The organism is Variovorax sp. Soil_C_26 (assembly GCF_057657075.1).
The window spans coordinates 314,894-338,499 of the sequence record NZ_JBDGJC010000006.1 but is presented as its reverse complement, the minus strand read 5'-3'; the positions used below and the strand labels follow the sequence as shown (position 1 = coordinate 338,499).

The window sequence follows — 23,606 nt, the reverse complement described above, 5'->3', positions numbered from 1 at the left end:
CTCGTGTCCGTTTAGAACTGCAGGCCGGCTTCGCGGGCAGCGTCGGCCAGCGCCTTGACGCGGCCGTGGTACGCGAAACCAGCGCGATCGAAGGCGACCTTCTCGACGCCGGCAGCCTTCGCCTTTTCAGCGATGCGCTTGCCGATCGCCGTTGCAGCGGCGGCATTGCCGCCCTTGCCCGAACCGCCGATTGCAGCGCGCACTTCGGCTTCGGCCGTCGATGCGGTGGCAATCACCTTGGTGCCGTCGTCGGAAATGACGGTGGCATAGATGTGCAGGTTGGTACGGTTCACCGTCAGACGGGCCACACCTTGCGTCGCGATGCGGATGCGGGTCTGGCGCGAGCGGCGAAGGCGCTGTGCTTTTTTGGTCAACATCATTTTGCTGCCCCTTACTTCTTCTTGGTCTCTTTGATCACGATCTTCTCGTCCGAATAACGGATACCCTTACCCTTGTAGGGCTCAGGCGGACGAACAGCGCGAATCTCAGCGGCGATTTGACCAACGCGCTGACGGTCAGCACCCTTGATCACGATTTCGGTCGGGGTCGCAGTGGCCACCGTGATGCCTTGCGGCATGTCGATGTTGACCGGGTGCGAATAGCCGACTTGCAGGTTCAACTTGTTGTTGGACGCTGCAGCCTTGAAGCCGACGCCGACCAGGTTGAGCTTCTTCTCGAAGCCCTTGGTCACGCCAACCACCATGTTGTTCACCAGCTGGCGAATCGTGCCGCTCATCGCGTTGGCTTCACGCGATTCGTCGGCCGGCTCGAAGCTCAGCTTGCCGTCATTGCTGACGACCTTGACCAGGGCATTGCGCGCCAGGTTGAGCGTGCCGCCCGCACCCTTGACGCTGATCTGGTCTTCCTTGATCGACACATCCACGCCTGCGGGGATGGTGACCGGCATTTTTCCTACTCGGGACATTTCAGTGACTCCTCGATGTCTCGGTTAGGCGACGTAGCACAGCACTTCGCCACCGACACCGGTAGCGCGCGCCTTGCGGTCGGTCATCACACCCTGGGGGGTCGTGACGATCGCGACGCCCAGGCCGTTCTGGACTTGCGGAATGGAAGCACTGGCCTTGTAGACGCGCAGGCCGGGACGGCTCACGCGCTCGATGCGCTCGATGACCGGACGGCCAGCGTAGTACTTCAGGGTGATGACAAGCTCGGTCTTGCCGTCTTCGGTCTTGACCTGGAAACCGTCGATGTAGCCTTCGTCCTTCAGGACCTGCGAGATCGCGATCTTCACCTTCGAAGACGGGACCGACACAGTGGGCTTCGCCACCATCTGCGCGTTGCGGATACGCGTCAGCAGGTCGGCAATGGGATCACTCATGCTCATGTTGTTTGCTCCTGCCTGGCTTACCAGCTGGCCTTGGTGACACCGGGGATGTCGCCGTTGAAAGCCAGTTCGCGGATCTTGGCGCGGGCCAGACCGAATTGACGGAAGGTGCCACGCGGGCGACCGGTGATTTCGCAGCGGTTGCGCTGACGCGTGGGATTCGCGTTGCGCGGGAGCTTTTGCAGGCCCAGGCGGGCAGCAGCGCGCTCTTCGTCGCTCTTCTTCACGTCGTTGGAAATTGCCTTCAGTTCCGCGTGCTTCGCAGCGTACTTGGCGACCAGCTTGTCGCGCTTGAGTTCGCGTTGGATCAGGGATTGTTTAGCCACGGTGCGCCTCAGTTCTTGAACGGAAAACGGAAACCAGCGAGAAGCGCCTTGGCTTCTTCGTCAGTCTTGGCCGTCGTCGTGATGCTGATGTTGAGACCGCGCAGGGCATCGACCTTGTCGTATTCGATCTCAGGGAAAATGATCTGTTCCTTGACGCCGATGTTGTAGTTGCCACGGCCATCAAAGGCACGACCCGAGATACCACGGAAGTCGCGAACACGCGGCAGCGCGATGGTCACGAAACGATCCAGGAACTCGTACATCTGCACGCCACGCAGCGTGACCATGCAGCCGATCGGCTGGTTCTCGCGAATCTTGAAACCGGCGATGGCCTTCTTCGACTTGGTGACCACGGGCTTCTGGCCGGCGATCTTGGTCAGGTCGGCAACGGCGTTGTCGAGGACCTTCTTGTCGGCGACAGCTTCACCGACACCCATGTTCAGGGTGATCTTGGTGAGGCGAGGGACCTGCATCGGCGACTTGTAGCCGAACTTCTCGGTCAGGTCTTTCGCGACTTTCTCGCGATAGTGTTGTTGGAGACGTGCCATGTGAGTACCTCTTAGGCGAACTTGATTTCGTCGCCGCTCGACTTGAAGACGCGAACAGCCACGCGCTTGCCGTCGGCACCCTGGGTGACCTTGATGCCCACGCGGTCGGCCTTGCCGGTCGCGGCATTGAAGATCGCCACATTGGATTGATGGATGGGCATGGTCTTCTCGACGATGCCGCCGGTTGTACCCTTGAGGGGGTTCGGCTTGGCGTGCTTCTTGACGATGTTCACGCCTTCGACGATCACGTGCGAATCGTCCTTGCGCAGCGTGACGGTGCCACGCTTGCCCTTGTCGCGCCCGGCCAACACGATGACCTGGTCGCCTTTGCGAATCTTGTTCATGGCGTTGTGTCCTTAGAGAACTTCGGGTGCCAGCGACACGATCTTCATGAACTTCTCGGTGCGCAGTTCGCGCGTCACCGGTCCGAAGATGCGGGTGCCGATCGGCTCCAGCTTGGCATTGAGCAGCACGGCGGCATTGCCGTCGAACTTGACGAGCGAACCGTCGGCGCGACGGATGCCCTTGGCGGTGCGGACCACCACTGCACTGTAGATCTCGCCCTTCTTGACGCGACCACGCGGAGCGGCTTCCTTGATGCTGACCTTGATGACGTCGCCCACGCTGGCATAACGCCGCTTGGAGCCACCGAGCACCTTGATACACAGGACGGATTTCGCGCCCGTGTTGTCGGCCACTTCGAGCCGGGATTCAGTTTGGATCATTGCTAGTAGTTCCCAACTTGTACCGTTGCACATCCAAAAGGGATGCACTTCGGTCAGTCTTGGGCCCGTCGTCCACACCTCGAACCACTCGAGGCATTTCCGCTTTGGGCTGAAAGCTTCGCCTTTTTGAAGCGAAGCCCACGATTGTGGCACGCACAACGAGGCATGTCAACTGCCTTCTGTGCGGACTTTTCTTTTGCCCCCGTTTGCTGCGCGTCTTTGCGCATTCCACGGGCTCGAAAGGCAAGAAGACCCGAGATTTTAAGGCGAAAGGAAGAAGCGTGCACTTGCAGACGTCTTCGCCGCCCGTCGGTCCGCTGGCAAACAGATGCAGAAGCGGCCGGTGCGACGACAATTTCCATCCGCCGAAGACAACCCGCCTTGCGGCACATTCGCCACTTCAGATCGACCATGACCATCGCCGCCCCCTTCCTCTCGCGCCTCGAACCAGCATCCCTTCCCCCGATCGCCGTCATCGGCGGCGGCAACATGGCCAGCGCCATCATCGGCGGCCTGGTGCAGCAAGGCATGTCGCCCGGCGCATTCGAGGTGGTCGAGCCCTTCGAAGCCGCGCGCACGAAGCTCGCGCAGTCGTTCGGCATCGCGGCCCAGGCCGAGGCCGGCGAAGCCCTGGCGCGCTGCGCCGTGGTGGTCTGGGCCGTGAAGCCGCAGGCTTTCGCCGATGCCGCGGGGCCGGTGCGGCCCTTCGCCGGGAACGCGCTGCACCTGAGCGTGGCGGCCGGCATTCCGTCGGGGAGCATCGCGCGCTGGCTCGGCACCGAGCGCGTGGTGCGCGCCATGCCCAACACCCCGGCGCTGGTCGGCCAGGGGATGACCGGCCTCTACGCGCGCGCGGGCGTCAGTGCGGACGACCGCGCACTGGTCGACCAGCTGCTGGCGCCCACGGGCGAGCTGCTCTGGGTCGACGCCGAACCGGCGCTCGATGCGGTCACCGCCATGTCGGGGTCGGGGCCGGCCTACGTCTTCTATTTCATCGAGGCGATGACCGAGGCCGGCGTCGAAATGGGCCTCTCGCCCGAGCAGGCGCAGCGCCTGGCCATCGGCACGTTCACTGGCGCCTCGGCGCTGGCGCACAGCGCAACCGAACCGCCCTCGGTGCTGCGGGAGCGCGTGACGTCCAAGGGCGGCACGACCTACGCGGCCCTCACGTCGCTGGAGGGCGCCGACGTCAAGTCGCAATTCAAGACCGCGATCCGGGCCGCGCAGCAGCGGGCCATCGAGCTCGGCGAGGAGTTCGGGCGCAGCTGAGCCCGGTCACGCCGGCAGCGCGCCCGGCCCGAGAAAGAACAGCCACTCGGCCGCGAGCGTGACGGTGCCATCCTCGAGCTCGAGCAGCACCTCTTCCTTCAGCAGGAATCCGTCGTCGCCCTTGGGCGTCGCGCCGAGAATGCGCACCCGCGCCCGAAAGCGCGCGCCGACCGGCATCGGCCGGACGAAGCGCAGGCGGTCGAAACCGTAGTTCAGCGCATGGTTCGCGTCGAAGGGCAGCAGCGTGCGCATGGCTTCGGCGGTCAGCCGGATCAGGTGCGAGACCTGGAAGAAGCCCGGCACGATCGTGCCGCCGTAGCCGGCCTCGCGCGCCGCGCGCTCGGGATCGAGGTGGATCCACTCGCCTTCGCCGTCGCCCGACAGCGCCGCGTACCGGTCGACCATGGCCTGGCTGATGGCATGCCATTCGGAACTCCCTTCCCGGCCGACCTTCTGAAGGAGACGCTCAAGCATGGGGGCCGTTTCAGCCGAGGGCATAGCCGGCCACGATGCCCGCGAACACGGCGAAGCCCAGCCAGTGGTTGAGCCGGAAGGCCTTGAAGCAGCCGTCGCGCGTGCGCCCGCGGATGAGTTGCCAATGCCACAGCGCCTGCCCCGCGGCAACGGCGATGCCTGCGAAGAACGCCACGCCCAGCGAGCGGCTGGCGCCGGCCCAGGCCCAGATAGCCAGGAAGACGGCGTAGCTCGCCATCACCGCCGCGACGTCGAAGCGGCCGAAGGTGATGGCCGAGGTCTTCATGCCGATCTTGAGGTCGTCGTCGCGGTCGACCATCGCGTACTCGGTGTCGTAGGCCAGCACCCAGAACAGGTTGCCCGCGAGCAGCCACCAGGCAAAAGCCGGCACCGAGGCCTGCACCGCGGCGAAGGCCATCGGGATGCCGAAGCTGAACGCGATGCCGAGCACCGCCTGCGGGATCGACACGAAGCGCTTGGCATACGGATAGATCAGCGTGACCGCAAGCGCCGCGAACGATGCGTACACGGTGAGCCGGTTGGTCGTGAGCACCAGCGCGAAGGCGCCGAGCGCGAGCACCGCGCCGACGGCCAGCGCCTCGCGCACCGAGACCGCGCCGCTCGTCACGGGGCGCGCTGCGGTGCGTTTCACATGGCGGTCGAAATCGCGGTCGGCCACATCGTTGACGCAGCAGCCCGCGCTGCGCATCAGGACGGTGCCGAGCACGAACACCGCGAGCAGGTGCCAGCCGGGCCAGCCGTCGGCGGCAAACCACAGCGCGCCGAGCGTGGGCCACAGCAGGAGCAGCCAGCCCGCGGGCCGGTTCCAGCGGATCAGGTCGAGGTACACGGCAAAACGCCCGCGGCGCGGCGCGGGCGTGAGGCCGTGGGGTGCAGGCCGGGTCGTCAATCTTCGAGCAGCGAACGCAGCATCCAGGCGGTCTGGTCGTGCACCGTGCAGCGCGCGGTGAGCATGTCGGCCGTCGGGTCGTCGCCGGCCTCTTCGGCCACGGGGATGAACTCGCGCGCGATGCGCGACACGGTCTCGTGGCCCTTCACGAGGATGCGCACCATCTCCATCGCCTTGGGCGGCTGCTGCGGCACGTCGGGCACAGTGGCGATCTTGCTGAACTCGGCATACGAGCCGGGCGCGTAGTGGCCCAGCGCGCGGATGCGCTCGGCGATCACGTCGGTTGAGCCCCACAGCTCGGTGTACTGCGTCATGAACATGGCGTGCAGCGAATTGAAGTGCGGACCGGTCACGTTCCAGTGGAAGTTGTGCGTGGTCAGGTAGAGCGTGTAGGTGTCGGCGAGCACGCGGCTCAGGCCCTCGGCGATGGCCGCGCGGTCCTGGCGCTCGATGCCGATGTTGATGATCGGCGCATTGCGGCTGCCGGACTCCTGGGCCACGGAGGCGTCGCCCTTCTTGGGCACCTTGCCCGACGAGGAGGATGACGGTGTTTTCTTGGGGGTTTTTGCCATGGCGTGAATCTCTTTCTTCAGGCTTTGAGGGGACTCGTGATTGTGAAAGCCGGCGCGCAGCTTCGCAACAGCGTCACTCTATCCCAGCGATCAACGAATTCGAACGGTGCCGGCGTAGGCAAAGTTCGCGTTCTGCGCACTTCCTATGACAGCCGCTTGACGCCCGGCAGCTCGCAGGCATAGATGGCATTGCGCAGCGCGGCGATCGCCTCGTAGCGCGTGAAGGTGCGCCGCCAGGCCAGCACCACGCGCCGGGTCGGCGGATCACGATCGTTCGCGTCGCGCACCGGCAGGTAGCGCACCATCTGCTCGCTGTCCTTGCGCCCCCTCGCCTTGGGCTTGAGCGCCTCGGCCGGCACCGACAGGCGCGGCACCAGCGTCACGCCCATGCCCGAGGCCACCATGTGCTTGATGGTCTCGAGCGACGAACCCTCGAAGCTCTTGCGGATGCCTTCGGCATTGCTCGAGAAGCGCGCGAACTCGGGGCAGACCTCGAGCACGTGGTCGCGAAAGCAGTGGCCGGTGCCGAGCAGCAGCATGGTCTCGTTCTGCAGTTCCTCGGAGGTGATGGCCTCGCGGTCGGCGAACTTGTGCTTCGCCGGAAGCGCCGCCATGAAGGGCTCGTCGTAGAGCGGCGCCATCGCCAGGCCGGTGTCGGGAAAGGGCTCGGCCATGATCGCGCAGTCGATCTCGCCGGCGCGCAGCATCTCGAGCAGCTTGGCGGTGAAGTTCTCCTGCAGCACCAGCGGCATCTGCGGCGTGCGCGCGATCACCTGGCGCACCAGGTCGGGCAGCAGGTAGGGGCCGATGGTGTAGATCACGCCCAGGTTCAGCGGGCCGGCGAGCGGGTCTTTCCCGCGCTTGGCGATCTCCTTGATGCTCGCGGCCTGGTCGAGCACGCTCTGCGCCTGCTGCACGATCTGCTCGCCGAGCGGCGTGACGGTGACTTCGCCGGCACTGCGCTCGAAGAGCTTGACCTCGAGTTCGTCCTCGAGCTTCTTGATGGCCACGGAGAGGGTCGGCTGCGAGACGTAGCAGGCTTCGGCGGCCTTGCCGAAGTGCCGCTCCCGGGCCACCGCAACGATGTATTTGAGTTCGGTCAGAGTCATAGCTTGCGTCAATTATGCGCAAGGGGCGTGACCGGCGTTCCCCAGCGCGGGAATCGCCCTGCCGAACGTCGAATCCGCCTTCAGGTGCGCTATGGCCGCGGCGCCTGCATCCGCAGCAGCCGCGCCGCCTCCTCCGCGCGCGCATCGTCCACCTCGCGCAGCACGGCGCCCACATCGACTGGGCGGTCGTCGCGCTCGAACAACCCCGTCAATTCAGTCTCGGGCCGCAGCAGCCCGCGCTCGTAGAGCTGCCAGATCTCATCGCCGTAGTGCGTGTGCAGCAGCGCGGGTGCGAACTGGCCGAAGAAGTTGCGCAGGTTCTCGACGTCGCGCAGCAGCATGCGCTTGGCGTGGTTGTTGCCCGCCGCATCCACCGCCTGCGGCAGGTCGATGATCACCGGGCCGTCTGCCGCCAGCAGCACGTTGAACTCCGACAGGTCGCCGTGCACCACGCCGGCACTGAGCATGCGCATCACTTCCTTGAGCAGGCTCGCGTGGTGCTGCAGTGCGTCTTCGGGCGAGAAGGCCACGTCGTTCAGGCGCGGGGCGGCGTCGCCGGCGGCATCGGTCACCAGGTCCATCAGCAGCACGCCGTCGAGAAAGTTGTGCGGCGTGGGCACCCGCACGCCGGCTGCGGCAAGGCGGTAAAGCGCATCGACCTCGGCGCTTTGCCAGTTGGCCTCGCTGACCTGGCGGCCGAAGCGCGTGCCCTTGGCCATGGCGCGCGCCTCGCGCGAGTTCTTCACGCGCCGGTTCTCGGTGTAGTCGACCGCCTGGCGGAAGCTGCGCTTGTCGGCTTCCTTGTAGACCTTCGCGCAGCGCGTCTCCTCGCCGCAGCGCACGACGTAGACCATCGCTTCCTTGCCGCTCATGAGCTGGCGAACGACGCTGTCGATCAGGCCTTCGTCGACCAGGCCCCGAAGTCTTTGGGGCGTCTTCATGCACGCACCTCGGGCGAAGCCTGGGCGAACTGCCGCGCATGGGCAGCATCGATTTCAATCATGGTGAGCCTTGATTCGAAGAGGAACGGGGCGCCTGCGGCATACATCGGCATGGCGCAGGGACGCTGGGTTTGAATCGGCGGCTGGTCGAAGTGCGGGCGACCCCGAGGATCGGACTGCAGGCGGTGCCGGAAGCGCGCGCCCGGCGCAGAGCGCGTCAGCGGCCATCGAATGTAGCGAGGTTCGCGCGGCCTGTGAAGTGCGGGGGCTGCCCGCTCGCGCCGGCGCGGCGGCCGAGCTGACGCGCGACCGGAGGGGCGGCGAGCTCAAGCCTTCAGGTACTCGGCCTTGGTGCCGAGCCAGCGGTCCACATGCCGCCGGGCGAGTTCGGGATGCTCGTCGAGCATGCGCGGTGCGAGTTCGCGCGCCCAGTCGAGCAGCAGCGTGTCGGTCGTGAGGTCCGCGAAGCGCAGCAGCGGCGCACCCGACTGGCGCGCCCCGAGGAACTCGCCGGGCCCGCGGATCTCGAGGTCGCGGCGTGCGATCTCGAAGCCGTCGCCGGTCTCTGCCATCGCCTTGAGCCGCGCGCGCGCCGCCTCGCCGACCCGGCCGCTGTCGCCCGGCGCGTAGAGCAGCACGCAGGCCGAGGCCGCCGCACCGCGCCCGACCCGGCCGCGCAGCTGGTGCAGCTGCGAGAGGCCGAAGCGCTCGGCATGCTCGATCACCATCAGCGAGGCATTCGGCACGTCCACGCCGACTTCGATCACGGTCGTGCTCACGAGCACATGCATCTCGTTGGCGGTGAAGGCCGCCATCACCGCCTGCTTCTCGGCCGTGGGCATGCGCGAATGCAGCAGGCCCACGTTGACCTGCGGCCCGAGCAGGTCGGCCAGTTCGTCGCGCGTGGCGGTCGCGTTGCGCAGGTCGACCGCCTCGCTCTCCTCGATCAGCGGGCACACCCAGTACACCTGCCGCCCCTGCGTGATCTGCGCCTGGATGCGCGCCACCACCTCGTCGCGCCGGTGCTCGGCCACCAGCTTGGTGACGACGGGCGTGCGGCCCGGCGGCAGTTCGTCGAGCGTGGAGACGTCGAGGTCGGCGTAGTAGCTCATGGCGAGCGTGCGCGGGATCGGCGTGGCGCTCATCATCAGCAGGTGGGGTTCACGCCCGTTGCGCGCCTTGCCCCGCAGGGCCAGGCGTTGCGCCACGCCGAAGCGGTGCTGCTCGTCGATGATGGCGAGCGCGAGGTTGTGGAAGCGCACCTTCTCGGAGATGACGGCGTGCGTGCCGATCACGAGCGCGGCCTCGCCGCTCTCGACCGCGGCGGCCATCGCATCGCGCTCCTTCTTCTTCTGGCTGCCGGTGAGCCAGGCCACGCGCAGCCCGCGCTCGGCCAACAGCGGATCGAGCCAGCCGACCAGCTTGCCGAAATGCTGGGCCGCGAGGATCTCGGTGGGCGCCATGAGCGCGCACTGGAAGCCCGCGTCGATGCAGCGCGCCGCCGCGAGCGCGGCGACCACCGTCTTGCCCGAGCCGACGTCGCCTTGCAGCAGCCGGTGCATCGGCACCTCGCGCTCGAGGTCGCGCGTGATCTCCTCGCCGACGCGCCCCTGCGCCCCCGTGAGGCCGAACGGCAGTACGCCCAGCAGTTCGTCGTGCAGCGAGCGCTTGCCGCCCGCGGGCGCGGCCGCCGCGTCGAGCACCGGTGCGCGCTGCGCCGCCCGCTCGCGCCGTGCCTGCATCTGCGAAAGCTGCTGCGCGAGCAGTTCCTCGGCCTTGATGCGCTGCCATGCCGGATGGCTGTGGTCCTCGAGCGTGGCCATGGCCACGTCGGGCGTCGGGTAGTGCAGGAAGGTGAGCGCGCTGCGCAGGTCCCAGGCGCCGCGCAGCCCGATCTGCACCGGAATGGTCTCGTCGAGCACCGCACGCGCAAGGCCCGAGCGCACCTCGCGGCGCAGCACCGGCTGGGGCAGCCCGGCCACCGTCGAATAGACCGGCGTCAGCGCCTCGGGCAGCGAGGTGCCCGCGGCCTTGACCGTCGGATGCATCATCTGCCGCCCTACGAAGCCGCCGCGCACCTCGCCGCGCACCCGCACGCGGGCGTCGACCGCGAGCTGCTTCTGCTGCGAGGGATAAAAATTGAAGAAGCGCAGCTGGCAGGTGTCGCTGCCGTCGTCGATGGTGGCGATGAGCTGGCGGCGCGGCCGGTACACCACCTCGCATTCGGTCACCACGCCCTCGACCTGCGCCAGGTCGCCGTCGCGCGTGTCGGACAGCCGAACGATGCGCGTCTCGTCCTCGTAACGCATCGGCAGGTAGAGCGCGAAGTCGATGTCGCGCACCAGGCCGAGCTTGCGCAGCGCGCGCTGGACCTGGCTCAGGCCGCTGCCCGGCGGGCCGGCTGGCGGCGCCGCCGCCACACCGGCCGCGGCACCCGCAGCGGTGGCCGGGGGCTTTCGGGACGGGGCGGATTTCGCGGACGCGGGCATGGGACAATTCTGCCCGGCTCCGGCCATCCGCTTTCCCGTTTCCCTTCTTTCCGCCACTTGGCACGGGTCCGTCCGACCCTCAAGCACCATGCGCGACTTCACGCTCTCCGATTTCGACTTCGACCTGCCGCCCGATCTGGTGGCCCAGCATCCCGCGCCCGAGCGCACCGCCTCGCGCCTGCTCGACGGCACCGGCCCCACGCCGGCCGACCGCATCTTCCGCGACCTGCCTTCGCTGCTGCGCGCGGGCGACCTGCTGGTCTTCAACGACACCCGCGTCGTCAAGGCGCGCCTCTTCGGCGAAAAGCCCACGGGTGGCAAGCTCGAACTGCTCGTGGAGCGCGTTCTGCAGGGACAAGAGGTGGTCGCCCACATGAAGGTCAGCAAGAAGCCCCCCATCGGCACCATGCTGCAGATGGCCGGGGGCTTTCGCGCCACGCTGCTCGGCCGCTGGCCCGAGGAGGACGGCGCCCTCTTCCGCTTCGCGTTCGAGAGCGACGTGGGCGAGAACCCCTACATGCTGATGGAGCGCTGCGGCCACGTGCCGTTGCCGCCCTACATCACCCACACCGATTCGGCCGAGGACGAGCGCCGCTACCAGACCGTGTTCGCACGCGTGCCCGGCGCGGTGGCCGCCCCCACGGCGGCGCTGCATTTCGACGAGGCCCTGCTGGCCGCGCTCGAGGCCCGCGGCGTGCAGCGCGCCAGCGTCACGCTGCACGTCGGCGCCGGCACCTTCCAGCCCGTCAAGACCGAGAACATCGCCGAGCACCAGATGCATGCCGAGCGCTACGAGGTGCCCGAGGCCACCCAGCGCGCCATCGCCGAGTGCAAGGCGCGCGGCGGCCGCGTGGTCGCGGTCGGCACCACCACCGTGCGCACGCTCGAATCGTGGGCCCGAAGCGGCGAGGCCAGCGGCGACACGCGCATCTTCATCACGCCGGGCTTCGTGTTCGCGCACGTCGACCTGCTGGTCACCAACTTCCACCTGCCCAAGAGCACGCTGATGATGCTGGTCTCGGCCTTGGCCGGCTACGAGCGCGTGATGGCGCTCTATGCGCATGCGATCGCCGAGCGCTACCGGTTCTTCAGCTATGGCGATGCCATGCTGCTGGCACGGGCAAACACCCCGAATTGACGATCGATATAATTGCGCTTACCAAATGGAGATCGATATGCCGACCGTCACAGTTTCGTCCAAATTCCAGGTAGTGATTCCCCAAGCCATTCGCGAGCAGATGGCCATCGAACCCGGTGCACGGTTCAGCGTGGTGCGACACGGCAAGGCCATTGAACTGATTCCCGTTCCCACGTTGCAGGAACTGCAGGCCGAATTGCGTGGAATCCCGACGGAGGTCATCGACGACCCCGAGCGCTTCTGATGGCGCGCGCCCCCGCCAAAGCGCCCCTCGGGCCCCTGATCCTGGATTCATCGTGCTGGCTCGAAGTCTTCGGCTCCACCGACCGCGCCAAGCTTTACCAATCCGCGGCAGCAGAGCCCAGCCTGCTGATCGTCCCAGTCGTCGTCCTGTATGAGGTCTACAAGACCCTGCGCCGCATTCGCGACGCATCGATCGCATCGCGTGCCGCGGCTTACATGCAGCAGGGTGAAGTGGTGGAGCTTGATGCGGCTTTGTGCCTTTCGGCAGCCGACAACGGCTTGCCATTCGCAGACAGCTTGATCTATGCCACGGCGCTGGCGCGCGGCGCCGCACTTTGGACCCAAGACGCGCACTTCGACGGCCTGCCCGGCGTCAAATATTTTCCGAAGCCCTGATGCTCTCCTTCGAACTCCTCAAGACCGACCCCGCAAGCCACGCGCGGCGCGGCACGCTCACGCTCAACCACGGCGTGGTGCAGACACCGATCTTCATGCCCGTGGGCACCTACGGCACCGTCAAGGGCGTGATGCCGCGCAGCCTCGAGGAAATGGGCGCGCAGATCATCCTGGGCAACACCTTCCACCTCTGGATGCGCCCGGGCCTCGATGTGATGGCGAGCTTCGGCGGGCTGCACGGTTTCGAGAAATGGAGCAAGCCCATCCTGACCGACTCGGGCGGCTTCCAGGTCTGGTCGCTGGGTGCGATGCGCAAGATCAGCGAGGAGGGCGTGAAGTTCGCCTCGCCGGTCAACGGCGACAAGCTGTTCCTCACGCCCGAGGTCTCGATGCAGATCCAGACCATCCTCAACAGCGACATCGTGATGCAGTTCGACGAGTGCACGCCCTACGACACCCAGGGCCACATCACGACCGAGGCCGAAGCGCGCATCTCGATGGAACTGAGCCTGCGCTGGGCCAAGCGCTGCCAGCACGAGTTCGCGCGGCTCGAGAACCCGAACGCGCTGTTCGGCATCGTGCAGGGCGGCATGTTCGAGAACCTGCGCGAGGAATCGCTCGCGACGCTGGTCGAGATGGACTTCCCGGGCTACGCGATCGGCGGTGTGAGCGTGGGCGAGCCCAAGGAAGAGATGCTCCACATCATGGGCCACACGCCGCACCGGCTGCCCGCGGACAAGCCGCGCTACCTCATGGGCGTGGGCACGCCCGAGGACCTGGTGCAGGGCGTGGCCGACGGCGTGGACATGTTCGACTGCGTGATGCCCACGCGCAATGCGCGCAACGGCACGCTCTTCACGCGCTTCGGCGACCTGAAGATGCGCAATGCGCGCCACAAGAGCGATCCGCAGCCGATCGACCCGAGCTGCAGCTGCCATGCGTGCGCGGGCGCCTCGGGCGTGAGCTGGAACGACGGCGGGCGCGAGGGCTTCAGCCGCGCCTACCTGCACCACCTCGACCGCTGCGGCGAAATGCTCGGGCCGATGCTCACGACCATCCACAACCTGCACTACTACCTGAACCTCATGCGCGAGGTGCGCGAAGCGCTCGAGGCGGGCACGTTCGGCGAATTCCGCGCGCGCTTCAAGGCCGACCGGGCGCGCGGGGTGTAGGCACGCACCGATTCACTTGGGCAGCCGCATCCGCTACGCTGGTGCCATGACCCAAGGCGCAACCACTCCCTCCTCCACCACGTACACCGCCCGCTACCCCTCGCTGGCGGGGCGCACCGTATTCATTTCGGGCGGCGCGAGCGGCATCGGCGAAACGCTGGTGCGGGCCTTCCACGCACAGGGCGCGAAGGTCGGCTTCTGCGACATCGACGCCGCCGCTGGCGACGTGCTCGCCAACCAGCTGCGCGGTGAGCACCCGGCGCGCTTCGTGGCCTGCGACGTGACCGACACCGCCGCGCTCGCCGCCGCCATCGCTTCCGTGCGCACCCAGTTCGGCCCCGTCGGCGTGCTGCTCAACAACGCGGCCAACGACCGCCGGCACGACATGGCTGACGTGACCGACGCCGATTTCGACCGTCTCGTGGCCGTCAACTTCAAGCACCAGTTCTTTGCCGCACAGGCGGTGGCCGACGACATGCGCGCACTCGGCGGCGGCTCGATCGTCAACTTCGGTTCGATCAGCTGGATGATCAAAGACCCCGGCTATCCGGTGTACCAGGCCTGCAAGGCGGCCGCGCGCGGGCTCACGCGCTCGCTCGCGCGCGACCTCGGCAAGGACGGCATCCGCGTCAACACGATCGTGCCGGGCTGGGTGATGACCGAGCGGCAGCTCAAGCTCTGGGTCAAGCCCGAGTCCGGCGCCAAGATCGAGGCCGCGCAATGCCTGCCGGGGCGCCTGATGGCCGAGGACATCGCCGCCATGGCGCTGTTCCTGGCTGCCGACGACTCGCGCATGTGCACCGCGCAGGATTTCGTGGTCGACGCCGGCTGGACCTGAACCGCGCCGTCAGGCAGCTTGGGGCGCTGCGCCGTCCGCCGCGGCCGCCGTGCCGCAGGCGTGGCAGAACCGCGAGAACGCGCTCTTGCGGCTCTGGCAATGCTCGCAGTGGTCGAACAGCCCGATGCCGCAATGCGGACAGAAATCGATCTCGGTGTTCTTCAGGTCCACCGGCCGCTCGCAGCCCGGGCACACGTTCTTGGCCAGCCGCGCGAGCGCGGTGTCGTAGCTGAGCTCCTGGCGCCGCACCGTGTCGGGCTGCTGCTCGGCCGCCTTCTGGCGCGCAAGGTAGCTGTTCAGGGCAACGATGGCGTAGCGCCCCACGAGCGCCGTCACCACGATGCCCACGATGTAGCGCACATAGCCGCCGTAGCTCGGCAGGTAGGGCACCAGCTCGACGAAGAAGGCGAACAGCGCGAACAGGATGAAGCCCCAGGCAAAGGGCCAGTAGGTGCTCTTGCGCTTCTTCACGAACAGCCAGCCGGCCACCACGAGCAGCGGCAGCGTGAGCGCCAGGCGGTAGCCGAACACGCGCAGCTCGACGCGGCGGTACTCGGCCTCGAGCTTCTCCTGCGCCGCCCGTTCGAGCACCGCGAGCGACTCGCGCGCCCGCTCGTCCGCCTGCCGCGCGTCGAGCGCGACCTGGCGCTGCACGTTGAGCTTGCGCTGGGCCTCGTCTTCCTTCTGCTTGAGCGCATCGAGCGCGCGGGTGCGCGCGATCAGCTCCGGGTCCTGGTCGGGCTGGGCGGTGGCGCGGCGCGTGGCGATCCAGTTGCCGAAGGTCTCGCGCGCGTTGGCGCTGGCCTGGCGCGCCATGTTGAGCTGCAGTTGCGCCTGCTCGAGTTCGCGCGAGGCGACCCGCTCGGCCTCTTCCGATGCCTTGATCGCGTTGCGCAGCGGCTCGGCCGCGGGCCGGTCGATGAAGTCGTCGAGTTCGAGCGCGCGCTCGACCTGCGGCAGATCGCCCACCAGCGTACCGCCGAGCCCGATGAGGAAGCTCGCGAACACCAGCGCCACGAGCCAGAGCCCGCGGCGAAACCATTTCTCTGAAAGGCGCAATGACTTGCTCATTTGTTTTTCCTCGTTCTTGCTTTTCGGATATGCAGCGCCGCGGGTCAGAGCCCGAGCACGGTGGGTGCCGCGGCGAGCCCCGCGCGCGGCAGCCATTCGAACACCGAATCGACCGTGACCGTCTCGATGCGGTCCGAAAAGCGCTTCTCGTTCGGATGGTCGTCGAAGGCCACGTTGGCCGAGCCCACGCGGCCGCCGAGCCGGGCGAGCGGCCCGAGCCGCAGCGTGGTGGGCGCGTAGCCCTTGAACTGGAGCCAGGCTTGGGCCTGCGACCGGCTCGCGATGGTCGCGGGCTCCATGGCCGCGGCCAGTGTCTCGATCGCCCACTGGTTCGACTGCTGGTACTTCTGGCCCCAGGCGTAGCCCACGATGCTGTACGGCGCGATGTTCATCCGCGTGATGCGCCCCGCCGGCGCCTGGAGCACCGCCAACAGCTGTGCCTGCACCTGCGGCGTGGGCACGGCCCAGGCTGCCTCGTAGCGCCAGGGGTCGTCGAGGAAGAACTCGCCGAGCCCCTGCCGGTAGACCGCGGCCACGGCCGTGCCGCACTGGTTGAGCTTGTGCACCACGCGCCACGGACCGGCGTCGGTCTTGTAGGCGATGCCCATGTGCGAATAGCGCAGGCCGTACTTGCCCAGATCCTGCCCGGCGCGGGCGAGCAGCACCACGCGGGCGCCGCTGGCGTCGAGCCGCTCCGAGGTGCGCGCGGCCAGCTGCAGGCCCTGCACCAGCATCGCGGTGGTCGGCTTCACCTCCTGGCACGAGCGGCCGGCCTGCGCCTGCAGCGGCAGCCCGATCGCGAGCACCAGCGGCAGCAATGCGCGAAAAGCAAGCGGCTTCATGACAGCTTCTCGTTGTGCAGCAGCGCGCGGCCGATGGCATTGGGCACGAAGGCCAGCACCTCGCCCGCGGCCGAGATCACCGCGCCGCTGCCGATCGCGGTCACGAGCACGCTCGTGCCGACTGCGGCCGAGACGCCGCCGGCGGCGCGGCCCGCGACCTTGATGCTGGCACGCGCACCGTCCGATGCGCGCTCGAGCAGGTAGACGGTGCCGTCGACCGCAGCCTCCACGGCCAGCACCGTCAGCACCGAGCCGCCGACTGAGAGCGCGGCGGGCAGCGCGACCACCGCGGTGGCCGAGGCACCCACGGCCGAAGCGGCTCCCACCACCGACGCCACGGGCATCAACGAGAGGGCCGCGGACGCCTCGGACGCACCGTCGTGGGCCTGGGCATGCAGGGGCAGCGTGGTGCCGGCGAACAGGGCGCTGGCGGCCAGTAGAAAGGTAATCATCGACTTTTTCATGGCGGTCTTTCGTGGCTTCATTCGGCCGCCGTGAGGGCTTCGGCACGGGCGGCGCGGCGGCCCTGCAGGCGCGCTTCGATCAGGTCGGCCTCGTGCCGGTCGCGCAGCGTCTTGGCGAGCGTGAAGGCCGCGCTGATGAGGAACAGCCAGCTCACGCCGAGAAAGGCCTTGTAGGTCTCGTTGATCTCCATGCGCAACAAGCCCCAGCCCGTGAGGCCCATGGCGGTGAAGAAGCTGCCCCAGACCACCAGGCGCCACATCGGCACGTCGCGGCCGGCGGCCGCATCGTCCTTGGCATGCTGGCTGTCGCGCACGAACTTGGCCAGCATGAAGGCGGTGCTGAGGCAGAACACGTAGCCCATCACCATGAAGGCCCGGTCCAGCGCCTCGCCCGGCAGCCAGCTCAGGCCGGTGGCGCAGAGGAACACGGCGATCGCGAACGAAGCCCAGACCTGGAGCTGCCAGGCCCGCGTGTCGCGCTGGATCGAAACGGTGGAAGAAGGGGTGGTTTGCATGAAAGCCTCGCGGCGTAGTGAAGGTGAGCGAATGATGGTTCGCTCCCGCACCGCGGGGCTCTAATTCTTCGACCGGTCCAGGTTTTGTACGCCGGTAGTATCGCCAGAAGATACTTTTACCCGGCGGCCAGCAGCCCGCTCACGCGCTGCTGCAGCGCCTCGGGCCGCACCTCGTGGGCGGCCACGGCAGGGCCGACGCGCAGGCCGACGCGGCTGAAGAAGCCGCGGCGAAAGGGCTTGGCCATGGCCACGTTCTGGCCGCCGCGCAGTTCGATGCGGCTGAAGTACGAGCCCCAGAGGTTGGTCAGCGCCATCGGGATCACCGGCGGCTCGATGCCCTCGGCGCGCGCACCCTCGACGATCTTCATCACGCCGCCCTTGAACGGCTGCAGCGTGCCGTCGCGCGTGATGGCGCCCTCGGGAAAGATCGCGAGCAGGTCGCCTTCGCGCAGGACGGCCAGCGCCTTGGCGAACGCGGCCTCATAGGCCGCGGCGTCTTCCTTCTGCGGCGCGATCGGGATCGCCTTGGCAAGCCGGAACAGCCAGCCGAGCACCGGCACCTTGAAGATCCGGTGGTCCATGATGAAGCGGATCGGCCGCGGGCTCGCAGCCATCAGCAGCACCGCGTCGATGAAGCTCACGTGGTTGCACACCAGCACCGCCGCACCCTCGGTGGGAATGTGCGCGTCGCCCTGGATGTCGAAGCGGTAGACGAAGCGCGACAGCACCCAGGCCACGAAGCGCAGCAGGTATTCGGGCACCAGCAGGAAGATGTAGAACGCCACCACCGCATTCGCGATGCCGGTGAAAAGGAAGATCTGCGGGATCGTGAAGCCGGCGCCGAGCAGCGCGCCCGCGATCACCGAGCTGCCGATCATGAACAGCGCATTGAGGATGTTGTTGGCCGCGATGATCCGCGCGCGGTGCGTGGGCTGGCTGCGCAGCTGGATCAGCGCGTACATCGGCACGCTGTACAGGCCCGCGAACAGCGACAGCAGCGCGAGGTCGGCCATCACGCGCCAGTGCGCCGGCTGGCCCACGAAGGCAGCGAGCCCCATGCCGCCCGACGGCGGCAGCCCGCGCGAGGCGAAGTACAGGTCGATCGCGAACACGCTCATGCCGATGGCGCCGAGCGGCACGAGGCCGATCTCCACCTGGCGGCGGCTCAGCGTCTCGCACAGCAGCGAACCGACGCCGATGCCGACCGAGAACACCACGAGCAGCAGCGAAGCCACCTGCTCGTCGCCGTGCAGCACTTCCTTCGCGAAGCTCGGGAACTGGCTCAGGAACACCGCGCCGAAGAACCACATCCACGAAATGCCGAGCAGCGAGCGGAACACCACGATGTTGCCGTGCGCGAGCTTCAGGTTGCGCCAGGTCTCGCTGAACGGGTTCCAGTTGACCACCAGCCCCGGGTCGGTGGCGGGCACCGGCGGCACCCCTTGTGCCGTGGCGCGCCCGACCAGCGCGAGCAGCACACAGGCCACGGCCACCGCGGTGTGGCCGACCTGCGGCATCGCCACCAGCAGCCCGCCCGTGACCTGGCCCAGCAGGATGGCGACGAAGGTGCCCATCTCGACCATGCCGTTGCCGCCCGTGAGTTCGCGCGCGTCGAGCACCTGCGGCAGGTAGGCGAACTTGACCGGTCCGAACAGCGTGGAATGCAGCCCCATGAGGAACACGCAGCCCAGCAGCATCACTGCGTCGGCGCGCACGAAGCCCCAGGCGGCGATCAGCATGATCGCGATCTCGAGGTTCTTGACGAAGCGGATCATCTTCGTCTTGTCGAACTTGTCGGTCAGCTGGCCGGCCGTGGCCGAGAACAGCAGAAAAGGCAGGATGAACAACGCGCCAATCGCCAGGCCCGCCATGGCGGGCGGCATCCAGCTCAGCTGGAGCTGGTAGGTCACCATGACGGTGAAGGCGAACTTGAAGAGGTTGTCGTTCGCCGCGCCCGCGAACTGGGTCCAGAAGAAGGGCGCGAAGCGCCGCTGCCCAAGAAGCGCGAACTGATTGGCATGGGCGTTCGCTTCGGGCGCCACGGGAACGGCGGTGGCACCAGCAGCAGCAGCGGGATCGGTCATTCGACGGTTTCTCCTCATGCCGCGGCCGCGGCTGGGTCGGGATTGTGCCGCAGCAGCTGCGTGCGCCAGCCTTGCTCCATCGCGCCGAGCGCCAGCAGCACCGGCAGGCCCGCGAGCGCCGCGGTCAGGTGCTTGAGCGTGTGGCCCGACACCCGGTGCTGCGTCGCCTCGTAGATCGCGTGGTCGCCGAGTTCGAACACCTTCGCCAGCACATAGAAGAAGATGACAGCGCCGAGCCGGAGGCCGACCGCGTGCGGCATCGGCCGGGCCAGCGCGAGCGTGAGCACCAGCGCCATGCCGCCGAACTGCACGATCGCCCAGGGCAGCACGTTGGCGCTTTCGTGGAACACCTCGGCCGAGAGCAGGCCCGCGCCCAGCACGAACCAGGCCGCCGGCCAGCCCGCGCGCTGGCTCACGCGTTCGCAGACCGCCATGCCGATCAGCCCCGCGAAAGCCACTGCCATGCCCGCCCGGTCGGCCGCGAGCCGCGGCGCATCGGGCACCAGGTGGAAGAAGGCCGAGCCTGCGGCCGTGGCGATCAGGCCCGCAAAGAAAAGCCAGGCGCAGTCGAGCGTGTTGTCCGGCGGGTCGTTGGCCGGCGGCGCCAGCGGGAACACGGCCAGCGCCGCCTGGTGCGTGCGGTCGATGCGGTTGAGCCGGTACAGGCCCCAGCCGCCGATCAGCAGGAAGGGCAGGTTGCTCAGCACGTCCATCGCATTGGGCAGGCCGTGCCAGTTGCGGCCGTCGGCGAACACCGCGGCGATCGCGACATCGGCGGCCGGCAGCTCGGGCCCGAAGCAGGCCACGAGGGTGAGCAGCAGGACGGTGAAGAGCAGTCCGCGTTCGCGGCGGCTGAGTGAGGGCAGGAGCATGGCAGGCCTTCGGAGAGGGTTGGAACGAGCGGCGGAATTTAGTTGCCAGCCCCGGTCGAAGGCATCCAGAATCGATACGAGGTACGAATTCACACCTCTCGGTATCTTTTCTTAATACCTCTGCCGGCCCCGCCGCATCCGCCCATGAGCACCACCGTCGACCTCGTCCAGGCCTTGAAGAACGAACTCAAGAGCGCCCGCATGACCTACGCCGACCTGGCGCGCTCGCTCGGCATGGCCGAATCGAGCGTCAAGCGCATGCTGGCCCGCAGCGACATGCCGCTGTCGCGCGTCGATGCGATCTGCCACGCGCTGAAGATCGACTTCGCCGAGCTGGCGCGGCGCGTGGCCGACGCCCAGCCGCTCTTGAAGGAACTCACGCACGAGCAGGAAAAGGCCGTGGTGAAGGACAAGAAGCTGATGCTGGCGGCGATCAGCGTGCTGAGCCAGTGGACGCTCGAGCAGATCGTGGCGGCCTACCGGATCAGCGAGGCGGAGTGCATCGGCCTGTTCGCGCAGCTCGACCGCATCGGCATCATCGAGCTGCGGCCGCTCAACCGCTACCGGCTCAAGCTTGCCAAGACCTTCCGCTGGCGCCCACACGGGCCGGTGATGTCGTTCTTTCGCGAGAACGTGGTGCTCGACTACTACGCGGGCGGCTTCGACGGCCCCGCCGAAGGCCTGCTGCTGGTGCACGGGCAGATCAGCCGCTCGCTGGCGCCGGCGTTCCTGGAACGGCTGCAGCGCGTGGCGCAGGATTTTGCGCAGCAGCACCAGACCGACCAGAAGCTCGCGGCCAAGGACCGCGAGGGTTACACGCTGCTGCTGGGCATGCGCAACTGGGAGTTCGAGGCGTTCACGCGCCTGCGCCGAAACTGACAGCCCACCCAGGGCACCCGTGGAACGGGCTTTGCCCGGCCACCGGGTGCGCCCCCCAGTGGGGGGAGGCGGCTACACGAAGTGAGCTGCTTCGGGGGGCGTCAAAGTTTCGCGGCTTCCAGTGCGTCGCGTGTGCTGCGCGCGGCCTTTTGGGCCGCGTCGGCGAAGTCATCGTCCGATGAGGCGTAGATGATCGCGCGCGACGAGTTCACGATGATCGGCGCATCGGCGCGCCAGCCAGCACGCACCGTCGCCACCGCATCGCCGCCCTGGGCGCCGACGCCGGGAATCAGCAGCGGTACGGTCGGCGCCAGCGCGCGCACGCGCTCGATCTCGGCCGGGTAGGTGGCCCCCACCACGAGGCCGAGCTGGCCGTTGAGGTTCCAGGGACCCTGCGCGAGGCGGGCCACGTGCTCGTAGAGGAAGGGCCGGCCCTCGACATCCGCGAGGCGCTGGCCCTGCAGGTCGGAGCCGCCGGGGTTGCTGGTGCGGCAGAGCAGGAAGGCGCCCTTGCCTTCGTGCCTGAGGTACGGCGCCACCGAGTCGAAGCCCATGAAGGGCGACAGCGTCACCGCGTCGGCGCCATAGCGCTCGAAGGCCTCGATCGCGTACTGCTCCGCGGTCGAGCCGATGTCGCCGCGCTTGGCATCGAGGATCACGGGCACGTGCGGCGCGTTGCGACGCATGTGGTCCATCAGCTGCTCGAGCTGGGCCTCGGCGCGGTGGGCGGCGAAGTAGGCGATCTGCGGCTTGAAGGCGATGACCAGGCCGGCCGTCGCGTCGACGATGCGGGCGCAGAAGTCGTAGATGCGGCTCGCGTCGCCCTTCAGTCGGCCGGGGAACTTGGCTGGCTCCGGATCGAGCCCCACGCAGAGCATCGAACCGTTTTTTTGCTGTGCCGCGGCCAGCTGGTCTAGGAAGGTCATGGGTCCGATTTTACGGACCCGCCCGCGGGGTCACTGGTGCACCCTTGGCGCGGCGCGCCTTCCCGCCAAGCGGGAACGAGCTTGCTTGGGGCGGCCCGGCGCGGCGCTCAGGCCGCAGGCGGCTGCTGCTGTTCCGCCGCCAGGCACAGGTCGGCCCAGGCGCGCGCCTTGTCGGCCGGATTGCGCAGCAGGTAGGCCGGGTGGTAGGTGGCGACCACCACCGCCGCGCCACCGGCCAGCGGCAGCGGTTGGGCGCGGCCGCGCAGCTTGCCGAGCGGATCGGCGCTCTGCATCAGGCTCTGCGCGGCCAGCGGGCCCATCGCGAGCACCACCTGGGGCGCGAGCGCGGCGGCATGTTCCTCGAAGGCCTCGGCGATCGGCCGCGGGCTGCCGGGCTGGCCGGCGGCCACGCCACGGTGCGTGCGCATCAGGTGCACGGGCGTGGCGCCGCGCTGCAGTCCGAGGGCGCGCAGCATGTTGTCGAGCAGCTTGCCGGCATCGCCCGCAAACGGTTCGCCGTGGCGGCCATCGGCCTCGGGCGGCATGTCGGCCACGACCAGCCAGCCGCCCTGCTGTGCTTCGGCGCCGGCTTCGGCATAGAGCCGGCGCGGCGCTTCGACCAGCACGGCGGCACCGTGGGCGAGCGGCTGCGCGGCGGGTGCAGGGCGCGGCGCGGGGGCGGCCCTGGCAGTGGGCGCAGGCGCCTCGGCCACGGCACGCTCGCGCGGTGCCGCGACGGGCGGGGCTTCTTCGGCCACGGCGGCCGTTTCGATCGGTGCTGGCGCGGATTCTTCGGCGACCGCGGGCATCGGCCACCAGACCTTCACGCCCATTTCGTCGAGCATCGCGCGGCGGCGCGCATCGAGCTGCAGTGTCTGCACCGCGCTCATTGGTGCACCCTTGATGCGGCGCTCATCGCAGCGCCCCCCAGGCGGAGCCGGACTCGTTGAGCCGCAGGCTCATGACGACGGCATCCTCGCGCTGGCCCTCGAGCGCGGGGTAGTAGCCCTTGCGCACGCCGACGCTGCGGAAGCCCTGGCGCATGTAGATGTCGAGCGCGCGGCGGTTGCTTTCGCGCACCTCGAGCCAGAGCCATTGCGCCCCTTGCGCGCGCGACCAGCCGGTGAGCGCCTCCAGCATGAGCGGCGCCCAGCCCTGGCGCTGGAAGGCCGGCGCCACGGTGATGTTGAGCAGGTGCACCTCGTCCACGCCCTTCATCGCCACGAAGTAGCCGATCAGGGTTTCGCCGAGCCCGGTCACGGGCGTGGCAGAGACCGGCGCGGCCGTCGGTGCGAGCAGGCACTGGCAGTGGTAGCCGACGGCCATCGAATCGATGAAGTTGGCGCGCGTCCAGGGATGGCTGTAGGCCGTCTGCTCGACCGCGCAGACGGCCTCGAGCCGCTCGATGATGAGCGGCTCTAGGCGGGCTTCGACGGATTGGAGAACGGCGCTCATGGG

Annotated in this window: 29 protein-coding genes; 7 read left to right on the top strand and 22 right to left on the bottom strand. The window is 68.1% G+C overall.

Annotation, left to right across the window (positions count from 1 at the left end; translation table 11 throughout):
- Positions 1–11: 11 nt before the first annotated feature.
- The 7 genes from rplR to rplN are packed head-to-tail and all read right to left on the bottom strand — an operon-like array spanning position 12 to position 2,944.
- A complete protein-coding gene (gene rplR, locus AC3A6G_RS19400) occupies positions 12–377 on the bottom strand; it encodes a 50S ribosomal protein L18 (RefSeq protein WP_487861094.1) in 366 nt (121 codons plus the stop codon).
- 14 nt (positions 378–391) lie between these two features.
- A complete protein-coding gene (rplF, locus tag AC3A6G_RS19395) occupies positions 392–925 on the bottom strand; it encodes a 50S ribosomal protein L6 (RefSeq protein ID WP_487874374.1) in 534 nt (177 codons plus the stop codon).
- A 24-nt stretch (positions 926–949) separates the two neighbouring features.
- The gene (gene rpsH / locus AC3A6G_RS19390; protein ID WP_487860965.1) at positions 950–1,345 is read right to left on the bottom strand and encodes a 30S ribosomal protein S8; all 396 of its coding nucleotides are present in this window, start codon (positions 1,343–1,345) and stop codon (positions 950–952) included.
- Positions 1,346–1,365: 20 nt separating this feature from the next.
- Entirely contained in the window at positions 1,366–1,671 is a 306-nt protein-coding gene (rpsN, locus tag AC3A6G_RS19385; protein ID WP_021012929.1) for a 30S ribosomal protein S14, read from the bottom strand.
- 8 nt (positions 1,672–1,679) lie between these two features.
- The gene (gene rplE / locus AC3A6G_RS19380; protein WP_487860964.1) at positions 1,680–2,219 is read right to left on the bottom strand and encodes a 50S ribosomal protein L5; all 540 of its coding nucleotides are present in this window, start codon (positions 2,217–2,219) and stop codon (positions 1,680–1,682) included.
- An 11-nt stretch (positions 2,220–2,230) separates the two neighbouring features.
- Positions 2,231–2,563 (bottom strand): 50S ribosomal protein L24, encoded by a 333-nt coding sequence (gene rplX / locus AC3A6G_RS19375; protein ID WP_487860963.1) that lies wholly within the window; start codon positions 2,561–2,563, stop codon positions 2,231–2,233.
- Positions 2,564–2,575: 12 nt separating this feature from the next.
- Positions 2,576–2,944: a 50S ribosomal protein L14 gene (gene rplN / locus AC3A6G_RS19370; RefSeq protein ID WP_009124801.1), complete on the bottom strand. Its 369-nt coding sequence runs from the start codon at positions 2,942–2,944 to the stop codon at positions 2,576–2,578.
- 411 nt (positions 2,945–3,355) lie between these two features.
- On the opposite strand from rplN, the gene proC reads away from it, so the two are divergent.
- Entirely contained in the window at positions 3,356–4,213 is an 858-nt protein-coding gene (gene proC / locus AC3A6G_RS19365; RefSeq protein WP_487864606.1) for a pyrroline-5-carboxylate reductase, read from the top strand.
- A gap of 6 nt (positions 4,214–4,219) precedes the next feature.
- Here proC and AC3A6G_RS19360 read toward each other — a convergent pair whose 3' ends face one another.
- The 6 genes from AC3A6G_RS19360 to recG form a co-directional block, all read right to left on the bottom strand.
- Complete coding sequence (locus AC3A6G_RS19360) at positions 4,220–4,687, bottom strand: MaoC/PaaZ C-terminal domain-containing protein (protein ID WP_487874373.1); 468 nt, start codon at positions 4,685–4,687, stop codon at positions 4,220–4,222.
- A 10-nt stretch (positions 4,688–4,697) separates the two neighbouring features.
- Positions 4,698–5,597 carry a 4-hydroxybenzoate octaprenyltransferase gene (gene ubiA, locus AC3A6G_RS19355; RefSeq protein WP_487860960.1) on the bottom strand — a complete coding sequence of 300 codons (900 nt, stop codon included), beginning with the start codon at positions 5,595–5,597 and terminating at the stop codon, positions 4,698–4,700.
- The gene (locus tag AC3A6G_RS19350; RefSeq protein ID WP_487860959.1) at positions 5,594–6,169 is read right to left on the bottom strand and encodes a Dps family protein; all 576 of its coding nucleotides are present in this window, start codon (positions 6,167–6,169) and stop codon (positions 5,594–5,596) included. Before AC3A6G_RS19350 ends, ubiA begins: the two co-directional genes overlap by 4 nt.
- A 143-nt stretch (positions 6,170–6,312) precedes the next feature.
- Complete coding sequence (locus AC3A6G_RS19345) at positions 6,313–7,278, bottom strand: LysR substrate-binding domain-containing protein (protein WP_487860958.1); 966 nt, start codon at positions 7,276–7,278, stop codon at positions 6,313–6,315.
- An 89-nt stretch (positions 7,279–7,367) separates the two neighbouring features.
- On the bottom strand, positions 7,368–8,219 hold the full coding sequence (locus AC3A6G_RS19340) for a PA4780 family RIO1-like protein kinase (RefSeq protein WP_487874372.1): 852 nt from the start codon (positions 8,217–8,219) through the stop codon (positions 7,368–7,370).
- Between the two features lie 326 nt (positions 8,220–8,545).
- Complete coding sequence (recG, locus tag AC3A6G_RS19335; RefSeq protein ID WP_487874371.1) at positions 8,546–10,708, bottom strand: ATP-dependent DNA helicase RecG; 2,163 nt, start codon at positions 10,706–10,708, stop codon at positions 8,546–8,548.
- Between the two features lie 88 nt (positions 10,709–10,796).
- Here recG and queA point away from each other — a divergent pair, with 88 nt between their 5' ends.
- From queA to AC3A6G_RS19310, 5 genes are read left to right on the top strand one after another with little or no spacing between them, the layout of a single operon-like run.
- Positions 10,797–11,846, top strand: a complete 1,050-nt coding sequence (queA, locus tag AC3A6G_RS19330; RefSeq protein ID WP_487874370.1) for a tRNA preQ1(34) S-adenosylmethionine ribosyltransferase-isomerase QueA — start codon at positions 10,797–10,799, stop codon at positions 11,844–11,846.
- Positions 11,847–11,883: 37 nt separating this feature from the next.
- Positions 11,884–12,090 (top strand): AbrB/MazE/SpoVT family DNA-binding domain-containing protein, encoded by a 207-nt coding sequence (locus tag AC3A6G_RS19325; protein ID WP_487864602.1) that lies wholly within the window; start codon positions 11,884–11,886, stop codon positions 12,088–12,090.
- Entirely contained in the window at positions 12,090–12,485 is a 396-nt protein-coding gene (locus AC3A6G_RS19320; protein WP_487874369.1) for a PIN domain-containing protein, read from the top strand. The genes AC3A6G_RS19325 and AC3A6G_RS19320 overlap by 1 nt, the downstream gene beginning before the upstream one ends.
- Positions 12,485–13,657 carry a tRNA guanosine(34) transglycosylase Tgt gene (gene tgt / locus AC3A6G_RS19315; protein WP_487874368.1) on the top strand — a complete coding sequence of 391 codons (1,173 nt, stop codon included), beginning with the start codon at positions 12,485–12,487 and terminating at the stop codon, positions 13,655–13,657. Before AC3A6G_RS19320 ends, tgt begins: the two co-directional genes overlap by 1 nt.
- A gap of 46 nt (positions 13,658–13,703) precedes the next feature.
- Positions 13,704–14,495, top strand: coding sequence for an SDR family NAD(P)-dependent oxidoreductase (locus AC3A6G_RS19310; RefSeq protein WP_487860951.1), 792 nt, complete (start codon positions 13,704–13,706; stop codon positions 14,493–14,495).
- A 9-nt stretch (positions 14,496–14,504) separates the two neighbouring features.
- Here the strand turns inward: AC3A6G_RS19310 and AC3A6G_RS19305 are convergent, their stop codons facing one another.
- The 6 genes from AC3A6G_RS19305 to AC3A6G_RS19280 all read right to left on the bottom strand — a co-directional run bounded on the left by AC3A6G_RS19305 (position 14,505) and on the right by AC3A6G_RS19280 (position 20,343).
- Complete coding sequence (locus AC3A6G_RS19305) at positions 14,505–15,566, bottom strand: serine endopeptidase (protein ID WP_487874367.1); 1,062 nt, start codon at positions 15,564–15,566, stop codon at positions 14,505–14,507.
- A gap of 44 nt (positions 15,567–15,610) precedes the next feature.
- Positions 15,611–16,408 (bottom strand): DUF2145 domain-containing protein, encoded by a 798-nt coding sequence (locus AC3A6G_RS19300; RefSeq protein WP_487864598.1) that lies wholly within the window; start codon positions 16,406–16,408, stop codon positions 15,611–15,613.
- A complete protein-coding gene (locus AC3A6G_RS19295) occupies positions 16,405–16,872 on the bottom strand; it encodes a hypothetical protein (protein ID WP_487860948.1) in 468 nt (155 codons plus the stop codon). The genes AC3A6G_RS19300 and AC3A6G_RS19295 overlap by 4 nt, the downstream gene beginning before the upstream one ends.
- 17 nt (positions 16,873–16,889) lie before the next feature.
- Positions 16,890–17,387 carry a YiaA/YiaB family inner membrane protein gene (locus tag AC3A6G_RS19290; RefSeq protein ID WP_487860947.1) on the bottom strand — a complete coding sequence of 166 codons (498 nt, stop codon included), beginning with the start codon at positions 17,385–17,387 and terminating at the stop codon, positions 16,890–16,892.
- Positions 17,388–17,503: 116 nt separating this feature from the next.
- Entirely contained in the window at positions 17,504–19,471 is a 1,968-nt protein-coding gene (locus AC3A6G_RS19285) for an MFS transporter (protein WP_487874366.1), read from the bottom strand.
- Between the two features lie 14 nt (positions 19,472–19,485).
- Positions 19,486–20,343 carry a hypothetical protein gene (locus AC3A6G_RS19280; protein ID WP_487874365.1) on the bottom strand — a complete coding sequence of 286 codons (858 nt, stop codon included), beginning with the start codon at positions 20,341–20,343 and terminating at the stop codon, positions 19,486–19,488.
- Positions 20,344–20,487: 144 nt separating this feature from the next.
- Here AC3A6G_RS19280 and AC3A6G_RS19275 point away from each other — a divergent pair, with 144 nt between their 5' ends.
- The gene (locus AC3A6G_RS19275; RefSeq protein ID WP_487874364.1) at positions 20,488–21,222 is read left to right on the top strand and encodes a helix-turn-helix domain-containing protein; all 735 of its coding nucleotides are present in this window, start codon (positions 20,488–20,490) and stop codon (positions 21,220–21,222) included.
- Positions 21,223–21,323: 101 nt separating this feature from the next.
- On the opposite strand, the gene pyrF is transcribed toward AC3A6G_RS19275, so the two are convergent.
- The 3 genes from pyrF to rimI all read right to left on the bottom strand — a co-directional run bounded on the left by pyrF (position 21,324) and on the right by rimI (position 23,603).
- Complete coding sequence (gene pyrF, locus AC3A6G_RS19270) at positions 21,324–22,148, bottom strand: orotidine-5'-phosphate decarboxylase (RefSeq protein ID WP_487874363.1); 825 nt, start codon at positions 22,146–22,148, stop codon at positions 21,324–21,326.
- A gap of 107 nt (positions 22,149–22,255) precedes the next feature.
- The gene (locus AC3A6G_RS19265) at positions 22,256–23,038 is read right to left on the bottom strand and encodes a uracil-DNA glycosylase family protein (protein WP_487874362.1); all 783 of its coding nucleotides are present in this window, start codon (positions 23,036–23,038) and stop codon (positions 22,256–22,258) included.
- Positions 23,039–23,060: 22 nt separating this feature from the next.
- A complete protein-coding gene (rimI, locus tag AC3A6G_RS19260) occupies positions 23,061–23,603 on the bottom strand; it encodes a ribosomal protein S18-alanine N-acetyltransferase (protein WP_487860941.1) in 543 nt (180 codons plus the stop codon).
- Positions 23,604–23,606: the final 3 nt, after the last annotated feature.